The following is a 20,649-nucleotide window of genomic DNA, read 5'->3' on the forward strand; positions in this document are numbered from 1 at the left end:
CATGCGTGATTGCCTGATATTTGTCGGCCAGCTCCTGTTCACACTGCTCGTCGCCGCATTCCTGGTAGTGCCCGCGATTCTGTCGATTTCCGCCGGAGTCACGGTGAATTATTTTCGCGGCATCCAGTCGGGGGTAACGCTGCAATGGGTATTTCAGGTCTGGGATTTGTATGCCGGCACCATTCTGCTGTCGTTCCTGATCGCATTCGCAACCCTTGCCGTCACGCTGATTGCAGGAGTACCGGCAGCCTATGCATTGCACGTGCGGGGAGGGCGCCTCTCGCGCATCGTCGAGGAAATCATCACGCTGCCGCTGGCGATTCCCGGGCTCGCGATCGCGCTGGCGCTGCTGTTCACCTATCAGGGCTTCAGCGATTTTCGCCGCTCGTGGCTGTTTATCCTCACCGGACATGTCATCTTCACGATGCCCTTCATGGTGCGGTCCGTGATGGCGGTATTTGCAACCGTCGACATCAAGACGCTCGACGAAGGCGCGGCATCGCTGGGCGCGTCGCCCTGGCGGCGCTTTTACGACGTCATCGTCCCCAACGCCGTGCCCGGCATTCTGGCAGGCAGCTTGATGGTGGTGACGCTCTCGCTCGGTGAATTCAATCTGACCTGGATGCTGCACACGCCTTTGACAAAGACGTTGCCGATCGGCCTTGCCGACAGCTATGCGTCGATGCGCCTGGAAGTGGCGTCGGCCTATACACTGATTTTCTTCGTCATGATCATTCCGCTGCTTGTCGCGATGCAGATGTTTGCCGATAAGGAGCAGCAAAGATGAGTTCAACTGCCGGGCATGGCGCGTCGGTGCGCATCGAAGCCTGCGGCAAGACGTTTGCCGATGGCACGCGTGCGCTCGAGCCTGCGACCCTCGACATCGCCCGCGGCGAAACGCTGGTACTTCTCGGCCCCTCCGGCTGCGGCAAGACCACTATGCTGCGCATCATCGCCGGGCTTGAATTACCGGATGCAGGCGGCCGGGTCCTGTTTGACGGTAATAACATGACGTCGGTGCCGATCGAGCGGCGGAACGTCGGCATGGTGTTCCAGTCCTACGCGCTATTTCCCAATATGAGCGTCGCCGACAATATCGGCTATGGCTTGAAAATCCGGGGCATGGCGAAGGAGGAGCGCGCATCGCGCGTCGCTGAACTGGTGGCGCTGACCAACATCTCCGGATTGGAGAACCGCCGCGTCGACCAGCTTTCCGGCGGTCAACGCCAGCGCGTCGCGCTGGCGCGCGCGGTCGCGATCCGGCCGGGCATCCTGCTGCTCGACGAGCCGCTTACCGCGCTTGACGCCGCATTGCGTGACCGTCTGCGCGGCGAACTCAACCGGCTGCTGCGTGCGCTCGGCATCACCACGATCTATGTCACTCACGATCAGTCCGAAGCCATGGAGCTCGGCGACCGAATTGTCGTCATGCAGAAGGGGGCGATTGCCCAGATCGGCTCGCCGCGCGAGATCTATTTCAGGCCAAGGAATCGCTTCGTGGCTGAGTTCATCGGCGCTGCAAACATCATCGAGGCCCCGGTCGAGGACGGCCGTCTCATGCTGCCGGGTGGACGACAACCGATCGGCGGTGACGCAAGGCATGCGGCCGCGGTCGCCATGATCCGCCCTGAGACGATCCGGGTCGTCGAGGAGGGAGCGGCGCCACTCTCGGGGACCATCGACAGCGTCAGCTTCATTGGCGATCGGCAACGCATGGTGATCCGCGGGGCATCTGATAAACTTCTCACCGTCGATGCGCCGAATACCATCGGGGCCCAGGCTGGCGAACGGATTGGACTTTTGATCGCGCCAGAGGCCGTCCGCCTGTTGCCGCCTGAAGATTGAAAATGACGTCGATGACCCCAAGCCCTGTTCGCATCGCGCAGATTTCCGATCTGCATATCAAGCCACCGGGCCGGCTGGCTTACGGCCGCGTCGATACGGCAGTGGCGCTGGAGCGCTGCGTGGTTGCCTTGAATGAATTCAGGCCGAGGCCAGACCTCGTGGTGATTTCAGGCGATCTTGCCGATACGCCGACGGTTGAGGAGTATGATTATCTCAAGCACCTGCTGGCACCGCTCGAACTGCCTTTTGTCAGCATTCCCGGCAATCACGACTTGCGCGAGATGATGCGCGCTACGCTTCCGCAAGGCTACGCCTTTTCGACGGGAGCGCTCAATCAGCGGGTCGAAGTCGGCGGGCTCGATCTCGTGCTGCTGGATTCCAGCGTGCACGGCAAGCCGCATGGCGAGCTCGATGGGCCGACCTTGCAATGGCTTGAGGCAACCTTGGCATCCTCGGGCAACCGACCCGCGTTGCTGTTTCTGCACCATCCGCCGTTCAAGGCCGGAATCTGGCACATGGACCGGCAGAACCTCGCCAATGCCGGAGAACTCGCGCCTGTCATCAGACGCCATCCACGTGTGCTGCTGATCGCCACGGGGCACATTCATCGGGCGACCCTGACGATGTTTGCCGGGGTTCCGGCCACGATCTGTCCTGCGCCCAATCACGCGGTGGATCTCGATCTGGCGCAGTTGCGGGAGCCGTCGTTCAAGGTCGAGCCGCCAGCCTTTCATCTCCACAGCTGGTTTCCGGGCGAGGGCTTTGGCAGCGTAGTCACCCATCAGGTCCAGATCGGTATATTCGACGGGCCGCATCCGTTTTTTGGACTCGACGGCAAGCTGCTCTAAGCGGGTGACCGGAAAAGCCCTCCAAGGCGGGAAGATCCGTGCTATAGTTAAATTGGTCATTGTTTTAGTTCTGGGATCTGCCGCAATCTCCCCCGCGCATGGATATGGGTCTGGTCGAAGATGGAAGGCGGTCGGCCCTCGGGCCAATCTGCCAGCGGGAAGATCCATACGATGATCCTGTTCGGGCCAATCAACAGGCCGCGCTCAGGCACCGGCAGGACGCTTGGCTGAAAATTGCGGAAACATCTCGGCGACAATGGGTCCATCGGTTCGCCAGGAATGGCAGCCGCCGATGAAGAACGGCCGCTCGGTCGAACTGCGCTGATTGTCAAGCGAACCGCCGCCCTCCGGCGTCTTGCCGTAAGACATCGTCTGAAACAGCGCCGTCACAGCCGGGCCAAGCAGTTCCGACAAATGAGTGCAGGTTTCCAGCGGGCCGATCTTCTGCCGGACCAACGCGCGCCATCCCTTGCCGATGCGTTCGCCCACCAAGCGCTGCAGGATCGGTTCGACCTCGATGCAGGTGGGGAACGGCGTCGAACGCATGATCGTCTCGGCTTCGACAATGGTCATGCCATCATCGACCGCGAGGCGCAGGGCGATGTCGTGAACGGGTTCACCTGGCTTTAACTCGCCGCGGTAACGGTCTTGCTGGGCAAAGGGTTTTGTGTCGATCAGCCGCGCTTCGACTTCCCAGAGCCCGTCGTCGCGCAAATAGCCGTCGCATTCGACCGTGCGCTTGTGCATGCGGCGGCGGCGTTCACTACTTTCTTCGTTCATTTGCGGCAACTGCTCCTGTCTCTATCTGCGAACTTCGCAAGTGCTCGCTAGCTGATCCTGACGACCATCTTCCCAAGCGCCGAACGGCTCTGCATGGTCCTGAATGCATCTCGGAAATCCTCGAACGCAAATATCTTGCCGACGACGGGTGCGAGTTTCCTCTCCGTGAGCCAGGTGAACAGCTGGGACATCACGCGCTTCTGCGCCTCCGGCTCACGCCGGGGAATTTGTGCCAGATCGACGCCCAACAGCGCGCCGCCCTTCAGGAGCGGCAAGTTGAATGGCAATGCCGGAATACTGCCGGCGGCAAAGCCGATAACGAGATGACGCCCGTTCCATGCGATCGAGCGGAATGCCTGCAGGGAGACCTCGCCGCCAACCGGATCGAAGTTCACATCCGCGCCGTGGCCATCGGTCAGAACCTTCGGGGTGTCGCGCCAATCCGCCCGCGTATAATCCACGGTCGCCTCAGCGCCGTAGCGGCTCGCAAATTCTCGCTTTTCCTCGGTAGAGGCCGCGGCAATGACGCGGGCGCCCAACAGTTTGCCGATCTGAACCGCCGCAATCCCGACGCCGCCGGCCGCCCCCAATACCAGCAGATACTCGCCCGCACGCAGTGCGCCGCGCTCGCTCAGCGCATAGAGTGATGTCAGATAGTTTGCTCGGAACGAGGCCGCGACCTCCGGTGCGATCCCTTCCGGCATGACTTCGAGTGCGGCAGCCGGCACGGATATGTATTCCGCCAGCCCGCCCGACCGCGCGATGCCCATGACCGGCACGCCCCGCGCAAATCCCTGAGCGTCCGCAGCCACCACGTCCACGACGCCGGCGAACTCCGTTCCAGGCGTGAAGGGGAGAGCATCCTTGGTCTGATACAATCCCTGCACTTTCAGGCCGTCGACGAAGCCGACGCTCGCAGCCTGAATTCTGACGCGCACCTGGCCGGCCGGCACCTCGGGTAGCGGAACTTCCTTCAAGGGGATGTTGTCGATGAGATCGTACTTCTCGACCACGACGGCTTTCATTTCTTCCTCTTGATCGGTGTGCTGAGGCAATAGCGCGCCGTTTACCGCCTATTGCCAGCTCCGTCACCCGCCGCCTCGTTAATAATTTGACCGGTTATCCGGATTATTAAATCATGCCGTTCTGCCAATTCGCAAGCGGTAGTCGGGCTTGCTGCACGGGATGTCGCCGCGGCTGAGGAATATTCGCGATCACGACGATCTCGATACCAGCCATGTCGACGGCGCCGACGTTGCATGGGCCGTACGAATTGACTTTGAAACCTGCCCCGCGGCAAATGCCGGCAACGATTTCACGGAAGGAAACATCATGGTTGAGGCGCTGATCATCGACGCATGCAGAACGCCGCGGGGCATCGGCAAAGCCGGCAAGGGGGCGCTGGCAGGCATTCATCCGCAGCGGCTCGGCGCGACGGTGTTGCGGGCGCTCGCCGACCGCACCGGGATCGATACCGCCGATGTCGAAGACATCGTCTGGGGCTGCAGTTCCCAACGCGGCCCGCAGAGCGGCGATCTTGGCCGGATGTCGGCGCTCGACGCCGGCTACGATGTGCGCACCAGCGGCGTCACGCTCGATCGCTTCTGCGGCTCCGGCATCACCAGTGTCAACATGGCGGCCGCCTCGATCATGTCGGGCTCCGAGGATCTCGTAATCGCCGGCGGTACCGAGATGATGTCGATGGAAGGCCGCCGCGGCGAAGGCCCGCTGATGATGGATGCCGGCAATCTGCACCTGCGCGCAATTCATCCGCAATCCCATCAAGGCGTCTGCGCCGACGCTGTCGCGACGCTTGAAGGCATTACGCGACAGGACATCGACCGGCTCGGCTTCGAGAGCCAGCAGAGGGCCGCCGCTGCCATCAAGGCCGGCCATTTCAGCAAGAGCCTGATTCCCGTCTACCATGAGGACGGCAGCCTCGCGCTCGACCGCGAGGAATATCCGAGGCCACAGACCACGCTCGAAGGGCTGGCCGGTCTGAAGCCGGCCTTTCCGGCGATCGCGGACTACCCGCTCGACGACAAGGGCACGACCTATCGCAAGCTGATCCTGCAGAAATATCCCGACCTGGAGATCGATTTCATGCATCACGCCGGCAATTCATCCGGCGTGGTCGACGGTTCGGCGGCGATCCTACTGGCATCGCCGAGCTACGCCAAGACGCACGGCCTAAAGCCCCGCGCGCGCGTCGTGGCCATGGCCAATATGGGCGATTCGCCCACCCTGATGCTGAATGCCCCGGTCCCGGCGGCGCGCAAGGTGCTGGCCAAGGCCGGTCTCACGCTGGATGACATCGATCTGTTCGAAATCAACGAGGCCTTTGCGGTGGTGACCGAGAAGTTCATCCGGGATCTCGAAATCGACCGCGACAAGGTCAACGTCAACGGCGGATCGATTGCGCTCGGTCATCCCATCGGCGCGACCGGCTCGATCCTGATCGGCACTATTCTCGACGAGTTGGAGCGGCGTGACCTCAAGCGCGGCCTGGTGACCATGTGCGCCGCCGGTGGCATGGCCCCGGCTATCATTATCGAACGCGTCTAGTTGGGAGCGGTAACGCGGCGGCTGGCGCGAGCGCCCGCCACCGACGATCAGCTCGCCTTGGCCATTTCCTCGTCTTCCGGCGAGTTCAGGTACATGCCGGACATGGTGTCGACCCAGCAGAGATGGTCGTGAACCTTGACCACGCCGGTGACGTTTTCGGTGGCGACAACGGCCGCCTGCCTTGAACTCTCCTCGGTGATGACGCCGCTCAAATGCACGATGCCGTCGCGCACGATGACGTTCAGGCCGAACGGGCACCAGTCGTTCTTCTCGAGGACGTCGATGATGCGGTTACGAATGTGATCATCGTCGGCGGTCGGGTCGGGGACCTGGCGGGCAAGACTCGCCACCGCTTGCAGCAGGTTGGCACGCGCCACGATACCGACAATCTTGTCGCCGCGCATCACCGGCAGGCGTTTGATGTTGTTGTTCTCCATGCGCCGCACGATCTCCTCGAGCGGGGTATCTTCGGTGATGGTCACCGGATCTTGCGTCATGATTTCGGCGACCTTGCTGCCGTGTTCGTGAACGAAATCGGCTGCCGCCGCACTCGGGCCGAGTATGAATTTCAGGAATCGGCCGCGCTTGCGCTGGGTACCGATCTCACTGCGGCGAATGAAATCGCCTTCGGAGATGATGCCAACCAGTTTGCCTGAAGCATCGACCACCGGCAGCCCGCTGACGTGCTTCTGAAGCATGGTATTGGCGGCTTCGGCAATCGTGGTCTCCGGCATGACGGTGATGACCGGCCGGGTCATGATCTGATGGGCGCGCATGGGGGCCTCCGCAGGGGTCGAAATTGGAGCTAATTTTGTAACACTATTCCCAAAGGCGAGCCACATCTTGATGCAAGTCAAGGGCGGACAGGGCCTCGCCGATTGACGCAGCTCAATGTGCCTCCCGGAGGAGGCCGTATGCTTCCAAGCAAGGTAAGATGGAGGGTGTGATGCCTGAGCTTCCTGAACCGGCTGCTACGGTAGTCGAACAATCCGCGATTGATGCATCGGCGCGATTGACCAAGGCAAGCCAGCGCGCGCTGGATTTGATGATGGGCGCGCAGAAGGTGATGCTTGAGGAGGTCGTTTTCGCGAGCAACGAGTTGCTAGACCGGGCGAAGACCGAGACGCACCTTTTCTCCGAGTTCATCTCGAAAATGGCGGGATCGCATTCGGTCAAGGACCTGAACACGATGTGCAGGGAGTGTGGACAGCATCAGATCGACTTCATCCGCAGGGACAGTGATCGGATCTTCAAACACGGCGAGCGGATGATCGAGGTCACCTCGAAGCTGTTCAGCGGGCGGCCCGACAGCTGATCCGTCTGCGGCTGTCATGGAATTGAAGTGGAAGTATTCTAAGTGAAACAGATGGAATCCGTGCAACCGATGGCGGCTCTGCCAAAGATCGATAGGCCGAGACTGCCCTGTCCAGCGCATGCCCCGGGTTACGGCGAAAACCGAGCTGTCGTTTCGGCCGAGCCTCGCGCCGTGCCAGCGTCCGAAACCCAGCAGAAATCGCCGCCTGAGGACCACGAGGCCGATCGCGCCTTTCATGCGATGCTGGCGCGTCTGACCGGTGGCATATCGCCGGTTGCGTTGTCGCTTGCCTTTATCGATTGGGCCACGCATCTAGCGGCGGCGCCTCAGCGGCAGATGGATATTTCCCAGGAAGCATTGCAGACGGCGAGACAGCTGTTTGGATCCTCGCTGCATTTCTTTTCGTCCAACCTACAGTGGGCCCTGATCAAGCCGAAGCCGCAGGATCGGCGCTTTGCAGCCCCGGAGTGGGAGCGTCCGCCGTTTAATCTGCTCGCGCAGGCGTTTCTGCTGCGAGAGAAATGGTGGCATAATGCGACGACTGGCGTCCGCGGCATGGCGCCGGCAAACGAGGCGATTGTCGAGTTTTCGGTGCGGCAGGTGCTCGACATGCTGGCACCGTCCAATTTCGCCGCCACCAATCCCGAGGTGTTGCAGAAGGCGTTCCAGAGCGGCGGCGAGAATTTCGTTTTCGGGTTGCAGAACTGGTATAGTGATTGGATGCGCATGCTGTCCGCCGGCAAGCCGTCCCAGCAGGATCAGGATTTTGTCGTCGGCAAGAACGTGGCGACGTCGCGCGGCAAGGTCGTCTTCCGCAATGAGCTGATCGAGTTGCTCCAGTACTATCCGACCACGGCCGAGGTGCATCCGGAACCGATCCTGATCGTACCGGCCTGGATCATGAAATATTACATCCTCGACCTTTCGCCGCATAATTCACTGGTGAAGTTCCTCACCGACCAAGGCTTCACGGTATTCATGATCTCCTGGCGCAATCCGGGACCGGGGGATCGCGACATCGCCTTCGACGATTATCGCAAGCTTGGTGTGGAAGCTGCGCTCGATACGATCGGGCGGATCGTGCCGGACCGCCAGGTTCACGCGCTTGGCTATTGCCTGGGTGGGACATTGCTGTCGATCGCCGCCGCCACGATGGGACGCGACGGCGACAACGGATTGAAATCGATCACCTTGCTCGCGGCACAGACCGATTTCACCGAGGCCGGCGAACTGACCTTGTTCATCAACGAAAGCCAGGTCGCTTTCCTCGAGGACATGATGTGGGAGCGCGGCGTTCTCGACACCACGCAAATGGCGGGCGCATTCCAGTTGTTGCGCTCGAACGATCTGATCTGGTCGCGGATCACGCGCGATTACTTGATGGGAGAACGCGCGCCGGCCAGTGACCTGATGGCTTGGAACGCCGACGCCACGCGGCTGCCGTACCGGATGCATTCAGAATATCTGCGCAAGCTGTTCCTCGACAACGACCTCGCGGGAGGCCGCTATGTCGTCGAAGGAAGGCCGATTTCGTTGTCGGATATTCACACAGCAATGTTCGTGGTCGGGACGCTTCGCGACCACGTGGCGCCCTGGAAGTCCACCTACAAGATCCACTACCAGGTGGATGCCGATGTGACATTCCTCTTGACCAGCGGCGGCCACAATACCGGCATCGTGGCGCCGCCCGGCGAGGAGGGCCACTCCTACCAGGTCAGCTGCAAGCCGGAGGATGCTCCCTATGTCGGTCCTGACGAATGGCTGAAGGCGGCGCCGCACGCCGAAGGATCGTGGTGGGCGGAATGGGTCAGATGGCTCACCACGCGGTCCGGCGAGCCCTGCGAGCCGCCCCGGATGGGCGTTGGGCAGGTCGACGGCTGGAGTTTACGTGATGCGCCCGGTGATTACGTCCGCCAGTGATCTGCCACGACCGCGGTCTCACTCCAGCGCGGCCAGTTTCCGATAGGCCGCGGCCGCCGTCCGTATCAGCCGCTTTGCGCGCTTGCGGCTGAGAAATTGCAGAGGCGGTCGGCCGCCGTCTTTCTCCAGATCAACCGCCAGAGAATGCCCTCTTGCATCGTCGTTCAACTGCCCGAGGGCTCCTTGTGCCTTGCGCAGGTGCTTCAGCGCAGTCCGTTGCGGCGAAAATTTCCTGTCCGGAAACAGGTCTTCGAAGGATTCGATAGAATAGGTCAGCTTCTTGTTCAACAGACGCAGCCGATGCCGCTTCTCCGCGTCCATTTTCGCGAGCTTGCGGCTCTTCTTCAGAAGCTTCTGCTGCCACTGCGCCAGTTTGCGCAGGCTGTAGGCGGCGACCGGGGATGCGCGCTTCCGGGCGGCTTCTTTTCCTTTCCTGATCGACCAGGGTCCATGTTCGATCCAGTCGGAGGTATTCTTGACCAGACGCCGATATCTGGTTGAGACGAGCGCTCGCGCCAGAAGTCGATGGGTATCCGCGCGCTTGGCGGTCCAGGCCTGATGAGAGGGGATGTCCTGCGGCCGCCGTCTATTGATTGTCTTCAGCCTTTCGATTGCAACGTCGATATCTCGCATGACCCCGAGATGGGTGTTCAGCCACTTCAGATCGGCCCATATTTGTGTCCGCTTGGAGTCGGAAACCATCGGCGAGAAGAACAGGATGGCCGCGCGCAAATGCGTCAGCGCGATACGCATCTGGTGCAGGGCTGCCGGATCGCCATTGCATGTCGCTTCATGATTTGCGGTCAAAGCAACGAGGGAGCGGCGCGCTATAATTCGAAATGCGGTGTCGCACGCCATCGCAGCATTCAGCCGCGGGGCAGGATCGTGGCGCCGTCCTTGCTTAGGTGCGGTGCGGGAGGCGGCTCGACTGCCTGATTTCGGGGATGGCGGCATGGCTGTTTCGCGTTATCGGCCCTGTGCTGCCTCACCCATTAGCGGATCCGGCTTCGGCAGTGTTCCAGAGTTTGCCCGGCTGTTCCAGATGCGTCGATGACGTCCCAGTCGATCGCGCCGGTGTCATATTTCTCCTGGAGTCCGGCGATCTCGGGCGTGGCGTCGGACGCATCGCGCTCGCGGCGACCGACGCGGTTCATCCGGGTCGCGAGGTCGGCTACCAGAAAGAAGCCGGCAAACCTGATATTCAGCCTGCGCGCGGTATCGTGGATTGCGGCTCGCTCCGTTTCATGAGCGAATACGGCGTCCACCACGACGGAATGACCCTGCGCAAGAACCCGCGCCGCGCGTTGCACGAGGATTTCGTAAATTTGTTTGGTAATTTCCGGCCGGTATGCGCTTTCGGGCAGCCGGTCCGTCTCGTTGGACTTGAACAGCTGCTTGCGCAGCACGTCGCTGCGCAGCACGACCGCGCCCGGGAGCGGCGCGATATCGGGAGCGAGCGCCCGCGCCAAGACGGATTTTCCAGTTCCGGACAATCCGCCGATCGCAACCAGTATTGGCGCCGGGGGATGGATGATCTGACGCGCCAGCGCGAAATAGGCCCGCGCCGAATGCATGACCTCAGCTTTGCCGTGATTGTTCCGGTCAAGACGGGCGAGCAGCACGTGGGCGCGGATAGCCGACCGCAGCGACATGAATAGGGGAAGCGCTGCGAGCGCATCGTGGTTTTCGCTTGCTGCCATCCCAAGATATCGATTGAGCAGCGCGTTCGCCGCCGCTTGCCGGCCGTAGCGAATGAAATCCATCATCGGAAATGCAAGATCGTAGAGCACATCGACCGAGGCGATCGTGGCATCGAACTCGATCGCATCGAACAGCACGGGCTTGCCCTCGATCAGCACGATGTTCGCCAGGTGCAGGTCGCCATGGCAGCGGCGGATGTATCCCTGTCGGCCGCGCTGTTCCAATAGCCCGCGGACCCGCGCAAACGCGGCCAGAGACCCATCCCTGAGGTCATCGATATCGCCGGTGGGAAAACAGGCTGCGGTACGGAACGCCTCGGTATTGCCCTCGATGATCGAGGGGATTGACGTGATCCAGGGCTCGGCGGCGGCGCGCGGCGCGACTGCGTGAGAGGCAGCGATCGCTTCCGCGATGGCATCGACGAGCGTGGGATCCGGCGGGCCGGACTCGACCAGCCGGTCGATGGTCTGGCGTTCGTCGAAGCGCGTCATTTCGATGGCGAATTCGACCGGAGTGCCGCCACCGTCGATAGCAAGCGATCCATCGACGCCTTGCGTGATCGGAATGACGCGGCGATAGATTTGCGGCGCGAACTGGCGGTTTATTCTGATCTCTTCGTCGCAGGCGGCTTTCCGCTTCTCTAGCGTCGAATAATCCAGAAACGGAAACCGGACGGCGCGCTTGATCTTCAGCGCGCGGTTGCCCTCAAGAAAGACCGACGCCGCATGCGTATCGATCCGATGAACATGCGGGTGCGTCGCGGGGTCCGTGAGCAATGCGAACACGCGCTCCTGCATGGGGGAGTCGGCGGTTGAAGGTGTCATGCGGGCCGGGCCTCAGGGTTGGAGAACTGCGGCGCCCAGGATTTGCCCCGTCCGCAGCTTGGTCAGGACATCGTTGGCTTCAGCAAGCGGGAATGCCGTGGTCTGGGTCCGGATTCCGGCCTCGGGGGCGATCTTGAGGAAATCCAGCCCGTCCTGGCGCGTCAGATTGGCAACTGAAACCAGCTGCCTTTCCTGCCAAAGGAGATGGTAGGGAAAGCTCGGAATATCGCTCATGTGGATGCCCGCGCAAACCACCCGTCCGCCCTTGCGCACCGCGCGCAGTGCCGCGGGCACCAATTGTCCGGCAGGGGCGTAGATGATGGCGGCGTCGAGTGGGGCGTCAGGGACCTGGTCCGACGGCCCGGCCCACACGGCGCCGAGCAGGCGGGCGAAATCCTGCGCCGCGATGTCGTTGGCTCGCGTGAAGGCATAGACGGAGCGGCCCTGCCAGCGCGCGATCTGGGCGACGATGTGTCCGGCCGCGCCGAAGCCATAGATGCCGAGCCGCGGTGCGCTGCCAGCCATCACCAGTGACCGCCAGCCGATCAGGCCCGCGCACAACAGCGGCGCGATCGACACGTCGTCGCCGTCTTCGCCGAGCGGAAATGCGTAACGGGCGTCCGCGATGGTGTGGGTGGCGAAGCCGCCTTCACGGGTGTATCCGGTGAATTGAGGATAATCGCAGAGATTTTCCATGCCCTCTTTGCAGTAGCGGCAAGCGCCGCAGGTGTAGCCGAGCCAGGGGATTCCGACGCGGTCGCCGATTCGGAGCGTCGTGACATTGCGGCCGACGAGGTCGACGCGGCCGACGATTTCATGACCGGGAATCACGGGATACTTGATGCCGGGAAGTTCCGCATCGACGACATGGAGGTCGGTCCGGCAGACGCCGCAGGCGCTTACCTTGACGCGAATTTCTCCGGCGCCGGGGTCAGGGTCCGCGCGCTCCTGCATCTGCAGAGGTGTCCCCGGCGCCGACAGTACCATCGCCCGCATCTGCTTCTCCAGAACCTGCCCGACGGACGCTAGTATGCATACGGCGGCGCGGTCGCGAGCCATTGACCTCAATCAAATATATCCAGGAGGAATCATCCTATGAATTTAGAAATATTTCTGTTGCCTTGACTAATAATCAACAATGGTGCGACCAAAACAGTCATCGCGCTGCCATGTGTTGGGTTATGATGTTTTCTTCGGCGATCCGGTCACACGCAAGAACGCGTTAAGAATCATAACACCTAGGCCGGCGTCAGCCGGGCAAGTCATGTCAACCTATCGTCTAAAAAATGTGCTTTCGCCCCGTTCGGTCGCGCTGGTGGGGGCCAGTCCGCGGCCGAGATCCGTCGGGCGGGCCATTCTCGGGAACATTCGCAAAGCGCAGTTCCAGGGTGAATTCGGGATCGTGAATCCGCGCTATGCGGAGATCGACGGCGTTCGCACGGTCGGCAGCCTCGCCAAATTGCCGTTCGTACCCGACCTCGTGGTGATTACGGCACCGGTAACCGCGATCGCGGGGCTGATTGATGAGGCAGGAAAGCTCGGCACGGCGGGCGCGCTGATTATCACCGCCGGGCTCGGCCATGGTCCGGGCTCGCTGGCGGAGGCGGTCGAGCGCGTCGCGCGCAAGTACGGAATGCGGCTGATAGGACCGAATTGTCTCGGCGTGATGATACCTGGCGCAAATCTCAACGCCAGTTTCTCCGCGCATATGCCGGGTCCGGGAAATCTGGCGCTGATCTCGCAGTCCGGTGCCATTGCCGCAGGCATGGTGGATTGGGCGGCGCAGCGCGCCGTGGGCTTTTCCGGGATCGTTTCGATCGGCGACCAGCTCGACGTCGATATCGCCGACCTGCTCGATTATTTCGCGCTGGATGGCAAGACACGGGCGATCCTGCTCTATGTCGAAGCGATCAAGGACGCCAGCAAGTTCATGTCCGCGGCGCGAGCCGCCGCCAGGATCAAGCCCGTCGTGGTCGTCAAATCCGGCCGCATGGTGCAAGGCGCGAGAGCGGCTACAACCCACACCGGGGCGCTGGCCGGTTCGGACGCGGTCTACGATGCTGCGTTCCGCCGCGCCGGCATCTTGCGGGTATCCGATCTTCGCGAGCTATTCGATTGCGCTGAAACGCTGGGGCGGGTCGAATCGCCGCCGGGCAAGCGGCTGGCGATCCTGACCAATGGCGGCGGCATCGGTGTTCTCGCGGTCGACCGGCTTGTCGAACTGGGGGGGATTCCCGCGGTCATCACCCCTGAGACCAGGCAGAAGCTTGACGCGGTGTTGCCGCCGACATGGTCCGGATCGAATCCCGTCGATATCGTGGGCGATGCCGACCCCGCGCGCTACGCGGCGGCGCTGGAAGTCTTGCTGGCCGACACGAGCATTGATGCAATCCTGGTAATGAATGTTCAAACTGCGATCGCTTCGGCTGACGATATCGCCGCCACGGTAACCGGCTTGGTCGGCAAGTATCGTGAAAAGCACCGCCGCTCGGCGAAGCCCGTGCTTGCGGTTTGGGTCGGAGCGCACCACGAGATCGGGGATCTCTTGAGCGGCGCCGGGATTCCCAACTACCCCACCGAGGATGACGCGGTGCGCGGGTTCATGCACCTCGTCAGGCATCGTGAGGTGGTGGCGGAACTGGCGCAGGTGCCGCCTGCCATGCCGAGCGAGTTTGCGCCCGATATCGAGACCGCCCGCGGAATCGTTGCCGCCGCGCTTGCCGATGGCCGCCAATGGCTCGATCCGATCGAGGTCAAGCGGCTGCTCGAGGCTTATGAAATTCCGATGGTGCCGACATTTGCAGCCGCCGACGCCGAGCAGGCCGTCGCCTACGCTTCGGAGCTGTTCGCGCAGGGCGCTACCGTGGTGCTCAAGATCATGTCACGGGACATCGTCCACAAATCCGATGTCGGTGGCGTCGTCCTCAATCTCACGAGCCCCGAGGCGGTGCGCGAAGCCGCGGCAAGAATCCTCGCACGGGCCAGAGAGCTTCGCCCGGAAGCCCGTCTATCCGGCGTCATCGTGCAGGCGATGGTGGTCCGGCAGAAGGCGCGCGAACTCATTCTTGGCCTCGCCGACGATCCGACCTTCGGCACCGTGATCGTATTCGGCCGCGGCGGCACCGCGGTCGAAATCATCAACGACAAGGCGCTGGCGCTCCCGCCGCTCGATCTGCAACTGGCCCGTGATCTGATCGATCGCACCCGCGTTTCGCGGCTGCTGCGTGCCTACCGTGATGTGCCCGCGGTCAAGCAGGACGCCGTCGCGCTGGTTCTGGTCAAGCTGGCGCAGATGGCGGCGGACATTCCCGACATCCGCGAACTCGACATCAATCCATTGCTGGCGGATGAAGCCGGCGTGCTGGCCGTCGATGCGCGCGTCGCCGTCGGGACGGTGGCGCGCAAGTTCAAGGGGTCAGGCCCCGGCAATTTTGCGGTGCGGGCCTATCCCTCGCAATGGCAACGGCACATCGAGGCCAAGGACGGCTGGCGGGTGTTTGTGCGTCCGATCCGCCCCGAGGACGAGCCGTTGATCCACGAATTCCTGCGGCATGTGACCAGCCATGATCTGCGGCTGCGATTCTTTGCGCCGATGAAGGAGTTCACTCACGAGTTCATCGCGCGGCTGACCCAGCTCGACTATGCCCGTGCAATGGCCTTTGTCGCGGTGGACGAGACCACTAACGAGGTGCTCGGCGTCGTTCGAATTCACTCGGATTCAATCTACGAGAGCGGCGAATATGCGATCCTGCTCCGGTCCGATCTCAAGGGCAGGGGACTCGGCTGGGGGTTGATGCAACTGATCATCGAATACGCAAAATCGGAAGGGCTCAAGGTAATCGCAGGCGATGTCCTTCAGGAAAACATCGTGATGCTGGAGATGTGCCGGAATCTCGGATTTGAGATAAAGGGCGATCCCCACGAGCACGGCATTTGCAACGTCAAGCTGAAGCTTTGAACTGGTACCTTTCATTCCGGGCGCGGCGAAGACGCGACCCCGGAATAACGAGAGGTGTTAGGTCTACAGGTGTGATACCGAAATGACCCGGTAGGTGTGCATCTTGCCGCCCTCGTTGATCGAGACGTACTCGCCCGATATGAACCGTTCATCCGCGAAGTGAAATCCCAGCGAATCCGGCTTGTTGGATTCGTAGTGCAGCACCCAGCCACTGTCCTGACGATGAACGAGATGACCGTGGTCGTCCTCCTCGCCCGGCCGCAATCGCGTGATCCGGCATGCCTCGCGATTCGTTTGCCAGAGAGTCGGATCGATCTTGTCGTTGGCGTCGAGCGGAGCGACGATGACATAGGCGAAACTGGCGTCGCCTTCGGGATGACCAGGCTCGCGGGCAAGCTCGATACGGATCTGCCGGAACTGGGGTGGCAGGGACGTATTCAGGATCGGCTTGGGACTCTTTGACATAAGTGTGTCGCTCCTAGTTGACGATCTGGGGCCAGCCTTGGCCCCGCGATTATTTCTGCTCTGCCGCGGGAGCCGCGGCTGAGGCGGGGGAGGCCACCGGCTTTTTCAGGCTTTTGATGATGATCGTGATAAGCGGCACGATCAGCAACGGCAAGATGCCGTTGAGCGGATGGTGGATCATCCCCGACACCTGCGATTGCAGTGCTCTGGCCTCGAGCTGCAAGGCCTCGACCGAGGATCCATGGATTTCATTGGCGAGTTCCAGTTCTCGGCCGGACGGCGGCCTCCCCGAGATGACGAACAGGATTGCGGCAATCAGGAAATTGACCCCACCGAGGATGGCCGCGGCGGAAATGGCGCTCCAGATCTGCACCAGCGCGAAATAGGCCGACAGCTCCAGCATCAGCAGGCCGAAGGCGGCGATCAGCGCCGCAAACGCCCGTAAGCCCAAGCCAACGAGCATATGCCGCAGCCGGATATCGGCGATAATCCTGTCGGTGCGCCAGAGCACCCGCAGGTTTTTCACGACATTCTCTGTGTTCACGTTAATGTCTCCTCAGCATGAAGCCGATGACGACGCCGAGCGCGAATGCGGAGGCAAGCGATGTGATCGGACGCTCCGAGACGAGCTTCTCGACGTGATCTTCCTGCTCGCTCAGGATCTCGCCGAGTTCGTTCAGCGCCGCCTTGATCTGATCGGCGAGAGCTTCGGCGCGGTTCTTGGAGGTGTCGAAGATTCCTTCGCTTGTGGTATTGAGGAGCCGCGACACGTCACCCTTGAGTGCCAGCAGCTCATCTCTCAGCTCGCTCGAATCGAACATCCGTCTTGCCTTTGTTGCATAATTCAGTGGAAATTCTATGTGAGCCCGTGCCGGGGCTATTGATTTGCGTCAACAGCCCCGGAATCGGCCATGGCTGTCTTGAGGCAGGTCAATTGCTGTGCCGCGTCAGGCCGTAGGAATTAAAGGCCTCGGGAAAACAAGTGCTTCGATTGAAGAGGAACAAAGATCTTGGCGACCCCACCTCTGTTAACGGCCACTCCGTCCGGCGATGTGCTTGAGTTGCATCCGGGCGGGTCCTGGACTGCGGCCAATGTGACGACCCTCGAGGCACTCTCCGACTCGGTCGCAGCCCAGCTCGACCGTTCCAAGGTCGTCAAGGTGGATATGGCCGGGGTACGCGAGCTCGATACGCTCGGGGCCTGGCTGATCGAGAAGATGTCCCGGCGCGCGACCGCAGCTGGTCATCGTACGGAGGTGGTCGGCGTTGCCGATAATTATGCGGGGCTGATCGAAGAGGTCCGCCAGGTCAATCGCAGCAACCCTGCGCCGCTGCCTGCGCAAAACCCCGTCGTAGCCAAAGTGAACGAGATCGGTCGCTCCGCGGTCGGCGCGACGGAAGACATCAGCATATTCCTGCAGATGCTGGGCTCGCTTTTTCTGGCCCTCGTCGGCGTGCTGCGCAGGCCGAGGTCGCTGCGACTGACATCGTTTGTCTATCAGTTATACAGGGTCGGCTGGCAGGCGATTCCGATTATGGCGCTGATCACCTTTTTGATCGGCGCGATCATCGCGCAGCAGGGCTTCTTTCATTTCCGCAAGTTCGGTGCCGATTCCTACGTCGTCGACATGGTCGGCATTCTGGTGTTGCGCGAATTGGGTGTATTGATTGTCGCAATCATGGTCGCCGGCCGCTCGGGAAGCGCCTACACTGCCGAGCTCGGTTCGATGAAAATGCGCGAGGAAATCGATGCGCTGTCGACCATGGGCCTCGACCCCGTCGAGGTGCTGATCCTGCCCCGCATTCTAGCGCTGGTTTGCGCGCTGCCGATCCTGAGCTTCATCGGGTCGATGGCAGCGCTCTATGGCGGCGGCCTGGTGGCGCAGTTCTACGGCGACATGGCCCCGGCGATCTACATCGCACGCCTGCATGAAGCCGTTTCCGTGACCAGTTTCAAAGTCGGCATCATCAAAGCGCCGTTCATGGCACTGGCGATCGGCATCGTCGCCTGCAGTGAGGGCTTGCGAGTGAAGGGAAGCGCCGAATCGCTCGGCAAGCAGACCACGACCTCGGTGGTGAAGTCGATCTTTCTGGTGATCGTGCTCGACGGGCTGTTTGCAGTCTTCTTCGCATCGATCGGAATGTAGTGATGCAGCAAACGGCCCCTCAGTTCGCGATACGCGTCCGCGACCTTGTGGTCGGCTTCGGCAAGCAGGTCGTGATCGACCACCTGTCGCTTGACGTTCGCCGGGGCGAGATTCTCGGCCTGGTCGGCGCTTCCGGCGGCGGCAAGACGGTTTTGATGCGAACCATCATCGGGCTGATTCAGCGGCGAAGCGGAGAGATCGAGGTGATGGGGGCCCCAATCGGAGCCACCCAGGATCGCATCACCCAAAGCGCATCGGGCAAATGGGGCATTCTGTTCCAGCAGGGCGCTCTGTTTTCATCGCTCACTGTGCGGCAGAACATTCAGTTTCCGCTGCGCGAAAATCTGGTGCTGTCGCAGACGCTGATGGACGAGATCGCCACAGCCAAGCTCGAAATGGTCGGGCTGTTGCCGGAGGATGGCGACAAGTTTCCTGCGCAATTGTCAGGCGGCATGACCAAGCGCGTGGCGCTGGCCCGTGCGCTGGCGCTCGATCCCGCGATCGTGTTTCTCGACGAGCCGACCTCGGGTCTGGATCCGATTGCGGCGGGCGATTTCGACGCCCTGATCAAGACCCTGCAGAAAACGCTCGGGCTGACGGTGTTCATGGTCACCCATGACCTCGCCAGCCTGAATACGGTCTGCGATCGCGTGGCGGCGCTGGCGGACGGCAAGATCGTCGCCATCGGACCGATGCGCGAACTGCTTCAATCCGAGCATCCCTGGGTGAGAGCCTATTTTCACGGCAAGCGCTCCCAGATGCTGCAACCCAAAGCGAGTTAGAGAGATGGAAACCCGCGCTCCCTTCGTCGTTGTCGGCGCCTTCGTGCTGGCGACCATCTTCGCCGTGTTCGGCTTCGTGTACTGGCTCCACAACACTGGCGGGCTCGGCCCGCGCGCGACCTATCATGTCCAGTTCGACGGCTCAGTGCCGGGACTGCTGATAGGCGCCGGTGTGCTGTTCAACGGCATCCGCGTCGGCGAGGTGACCGATCTCGGTCTCGCGCCGGACAATCCGCGCCGCGTCAATGCGACGATCTCGGTTGCCTCGACCACGCCGGTGCGATCCGATACCAAGGTCGGCCTGGAATTCCAGGGCCTGACCGGCGTGCCCGTCATTGCACTGGAAGGCGGCACGCTGCTGGCGAATTCCGGTCCGGTGCCGACGTTGATTGCCGAAGCCGGCGCAGGCCAGAGCATGACCCAGGCTGCCCGCGACGCGTTGCGCAAGGTGGATTCCGTGCTGACTGAAAATTCGGAGCCGCTCAAGAAGACCATCGCCAATATGCAGACGTTTACCGACGGGCTGGCGCGTAACACCGGCAAACTCGACGGCATCATCGCCGGTCTCGAAAAGCTGACCGGTGGCGGCACGCCGGTGCAGAAGATCACTTACGATCTGCGGGCCCCGCAAAATCTCGGACCGGCAGGCAAAACCCTCAAGGGCCAATTGGCGATCCCGGAACCGACTGCGGTTGCGATGCTCGAGACCCAGCGCGTGCTGTTCTCGCCGGCCAAGGAATATCCGGGGTTTGCGGATGTGCTGTGGGCCGACAGCATTCCGAAACTGCTGCAGGCCAGATTGATCGAGAGCTTTGAAAACTATGATATCGCGCATGCTCCGTTGCGTACCTCGGATATCGGGCAGACGGATTTTCAACTCCTGATTGATGTCCGGCGTTTCCGGGTAGCGGTCGATGCTGGGCCGGCTGCCGAGATCGGATTATCGGCGCGGATTGTCGACAAGAACGGCAAGGTGATCGCGTCGCGGCTGTTCGAAGAAAGCCAGAAGTTCGACAAGCTCGAGCCGCCGGCAGCCGTCGCCGCCTTCAGCGATGCGTTCGGTCGCATTGCGAAGGATATCGTCACCTGGACCGTGCGGGCGCTGTAGTCGCGGCAGGATTCGGGAAAGCGAAAGGGCCGGTGAGACTTTGCAGTGGGGTACGTGCCGGCGTTATTCGAGCGTCTTCAGGAATGACAGAAAGTCATTGATCTGGTCAGGCTCGAGCTGAAATTGCGGCATGGTCGGATGGCCGGTAACGATGCCCTCGGCAAGGGCCTCGGCGAGGGTTTCAATCGGGTACCGATTGTGCAGCGTGCGGAATGGTGGGGCGATCTTCAGCGGGCTCGGGGTCGTCCGGTCGATGGAATGGCAGCGCGCGCAATTGGTGAGGGCGAAAGCCCTGCCGCGCTGCTCGGCGGGCGAGGCAGCCAAAACCGGTACGGTCAGCATCAGCACAGCCAAGGCTTGGCGCAGGGTAAATTGCAGCATTCCAGAACGA

Annotated in this window: 20 protein-coding genes; 10 read left to right on the plus strand and 10 right to left on the minus strand. The window is 61.7% G+C overall.

What is annotated here, in order from left to right:
- Position 1: 1 nt before the first annotated feature.
- From KMZ29_RS09270 to KMZ29_RS09280, 3 genes are read left to right on the plus strand one after another with little or no spacing between them, the layout of a single operon-like run.
- Positions 2–787 (plus strand): ABC transporter permease, encoded by a 786-nt coding sequence (locus tag KMZ29_RS09270; protein WP_215623413.1) that lies wholly within the window; start codon positions 2–4, stop codon positions 785–787.
- Positions 784–1,845 (plus strand): ABC transporter ATP-binding protein, encoded by a 1,062-nt coding sequence (locus KMZ29_RS09275; RefSeq protein WP_215623414.1) that lies wholly within the window; start codon positions 784–786, stop codon positions 1,843–1,845. Before KMZ29_RS09270 ends, KMZ29_RS09275 begins: the two co-directional genes overlap by 4 nt.
- An 11-nt stretch (positions 1,846–1,856) precedes the next feature.
- Positions 1,857–2,693: a phosphodiesterase gene (locus tag KMZ29_RS09280; RefSeq protein WP_215624204.1), complete on the plus strand. Its 837-nt coding sequence runs from the start codon at positions 1,857–1,859 to the stop codon at positions 2,691–2,693.
- Between the two features lie 204 nt (positions 2,694–2,897).
- Here the strand turns inward: KMZ29_RS09280 and KMZ29_RS09285 are convergent, their stop codons facing one another.
- Both KMZ29_RS09285 and KMZ29_RS09290 read right to left on the minus strand, forming a co-directional pair.
- Complete coding sequence (locus tag KMZ29_RS09285; RefSeq protein WP_249779936.1) at positions 2,898–3,473, minus strand: DUF2889 domain-containing protein; 576 nt, start codon at positions 3,471–3,473, stop codon at positions 2,898–2,900.
- 47 nt (positions 3,474–3,520) lie between these two features.
- The gene (locus KMZ29_RS09290) at positions 3,521–4,498 is read right to left on the minus strand and encodes an NADPH:quinone oxidoreductase family protein (protein ID WP_215623416.1); all 978 of its coding nucleotides are present in this window, start codon (positions 4,496–4,498) and stop codon (positions 3,521–3,523) included.
- 307 nt (positions 4,499–4,805) lie between these two features.
- Here KMZ29_RS09290 and KMZ29_RS09295 point away from each other — a divergent pair, with 307 nt between their 5' ends.
- Positions 4,806–6,038 (plus strand): acetyl-CoA C-acetyltransferase, encoded by a 1,233-nt coding sequence (locus KMZ29_RS09295; protein WP_215623417.1) that lies wholly within the window; start codon positions 4,806–4,808, stop codon positions 6,036–6,038.
- A gap of 47 nt (positions 6,039–6,085) precedes the next feature.
- Here the strand turns inward: KMZ29_RS09295 and KMZ29_RS09300 are convergent, their stop codons facing one another.
- Positions 6,086–6,814, minus strand: a complete 729-nt coding sequence (locus tag KMZ29_RS09300; protein ID WP_215623418.1) for a CBS domain-containing protein — start codon at positions 6,812–6,814, stop codon at positions 6,086–6,088.
- Positions 6,815–6,984: 170 nt separating this feature from the next.
- On the opposite strand from KMZ29_RS09300, the gene KMZ29_RS09305 reads away from it, so the two are divergent.
- Together KMZ29_RS09305 and KMZ29_RS09310 are read left to right on the plus strand one after the other, a co-directional pair.
- The gene (locus KMZ29_RS09305; protein WP_215623419.1) at positions 6,985–7,353 is read left to right on the plus strand and encodes a hypothetical protein; all 369 of its coding nucleotides are present in this window, start codon (positions 6,985–6,987) and stop codon (positions 7,351–7,353) included.
- 240 nt (positions 7,354–7,593) lie between these two features.
- Positions 7,594–9,273 carry a PHA/PHB synthase family protein gene (locus tag KMZ29_RS09310; RefSeq protein WP_369810122.1) on the plus strand — a complete coding sequence of 560 codons (1,680 nt, stop codon included), beginning with the start codon at positions 7,594–7,596 and terminating at the stop codon, positions 9,271–9,273.
- 18 nt (positions 9,274–9,291) lie between these two features.
- On the opposite strand, the gene KMZ29_RS09315 is transcribed toward KMZ29_RS09310, so the two are convergent.
- The 3 genes from KMZ29_RS09315 to KMZ29_RS09325 form a co-directional block, all read right to left on the minus strand.
- The gene (locus KMZ29_RS09315; RefSeq protein WP_249779874.1) at positions 9,292–10,131 is read right to left on the minus strand and encodes a CHAD domain-containing protein; all 840 of its coding nucleotides are present in this window, start codon (positions 10,129–10,131) and stop codon (positions 9,292–9,294) included.
- 134 nt (positions 10,132–10,265) lie between these two features.
- Positions 10,266–11,798 carry a bifunctional aminoglycoside phosphotransferase/ATP-binding protein gene (locus KMZ29_RS09320; RefSeq protein WP_215623422.1) on the minus strand — a complete coding sequence of 511 codons (1,533 nt, stop codon included), beginning with the start codon at positions 11,796–11,798 and terminating at the stop codon, positions 10,266–10,268.
- Between the two features lie 12 nt (positions 11,799–11,810).
- Positions 11,811–12,794 carry a zinc-dependent alcohol dehydrogenase family protein gene (locus KMZ29_RS09325; RefSeq protein ID WP_215623423.1) on the minus strand — a complete coding sequence of 328 codons (984 nt, stop codon included), beginning with the start codon at positions 12,792–12,794 and terminating at the stop codon, positions 11,811–11,813.
- 268 nt (positions 12,795–13,062) lie between these two features.
- On the opposite strand from KMZ29_RS09325, the gene KMZ29_RS09330 reads away from it, so the two are divergent.
- Positions 13,063–15,756, plus strand: a complete 2,694-nt coding sequence (locus KMZ29_RS09330) for a bifunctional acetate--CoA ligase family protein/GNAT family N-acetyltransferase (protein WP_215623424.1) — start codon at positions 13,063–13,065, stop codon at positions 15,754–15,756.
- Between the two features lie 63 nt (positions 15,757–15,819).
- Here KMZ29_RS09330 and KMZ29_RS09335 read toward each other — a convergent pair whose 3' ends face one another.
- From KMZ29_RS09335 to KMZ29_RS09345, 3 genes are read right to left on the minus strand one after another with little or no spacing between them, the layout of a single operon-like run.
- On the minus strand, positions 15,820–16,221 hold the full coding sequence (locus KMZ29_RS09335) for a hypothetical protein (protein ID WP_215623425.1): 402 nt from the start codon (positions 16,219–16,221) through the stop codon (positions 15,820–15,822).
- A gap of 49 nt (positions 16,222–16,270) precedes the next feature.
- The gene (locus KMZ29_RS09340; protein ID WP_215623426.1) at positions 16,271–16,765 is read right to left on the minus strand and encodes a phage holin family protein; all 495 of its coding nucleotides are present in this window, start codon (positions 16,763–16,765) and stop codon (positions 16,271–16,273) included.
- A gap of 1 nt (position 16,766) precedes the next feature.
- Positions 16,767–17,042, minus strand: a complete 276-nt coding sequence (locus tag KMZ29_RS09345; RefSeq protein ID WP_215623427.1) for an ElaB/YgaM/YqjD family protein — start codon at positions 17,040–17,042, stop codon at positions 16,767–16,769.
- Between the two features lie 189 nt (positions 17,043–17,231).
- Between KMZ29_RS09345 and KMZ29_RS09350 the strand changes: the two genes are divergently transcribed.
- The 3 genes from KMZ29_RS09350 to KMZ29_RS09360 are packed head-to-tail and all read left to right on the plus strand — an operon-like array spanning position 17,232 to position 20,258.
- Positions 17,232–18,368 carry an ABC transporter permease gene (locus KMZ29_RS09350; protein ID WP_215623428.1) on the plus strand — a complete coding sequence of 379 codons (1,137 nt, stop codon included), beginning with the start codon at positions 17,232–17,234 and terminating at the stop codon, positions 18,366–18,368.
- Positions 18,369–18,370: 2 nt separating this feature from the next.
- Complete coding sequence (locus tag KMZ29_RS09355; RefSeq protein ID WP_215623429.1) at positions 18,371–19,150, plus strand: ABC transporter ATP-binding protein; 780 nt, start codon at positions 18,371–18,373, stop codon at positions 19,148–19,150.
- A gap of 4 nt (positions 19,151–19,154) precedes the next feature.
- Positions 19,155–20,258: an ABC-type transport auxiliary lipoprotein family protein gene (locus KMZ29_RS09360; RefSeq protein ID WP_215623430.1), complete on the plus strand. Its 1,104-nt coding sequence runs from the start codon at positions 19,155–19,157 to the stop codon at positions 20,256–20,258.
- 63 nt (positions 20,259–20,321) lie between these two features.
- On the opposite strand, the gene KMZ29_RS09365 is transcribed toward KMZ29_RS09360, so the two are convergent.
- Positions 20,322–20,639 (minus strand): c-type cytochrome, encoded by a 318-nt coding sequence (locus KMZ29_RS09365; RefSeq protein WP_215623431.1) that lies wholly within the window; start codon positions 20,637–20,639, stop codon positions 20,322–20,324.
- Between the last annotated feature and the right edge of the window lie 10 nt (positions 20,640–20,649).

Source organism: Bradyrhizobium sediminis, assembly GCF_018736085.1.
Lineage (GTDB): Bacteria > Pseudomonadota > Alphaproteobacteria > Rhizobiales > Xanthobacteraceae > Bradyrhizobium > Bradyrhizobium sediminis.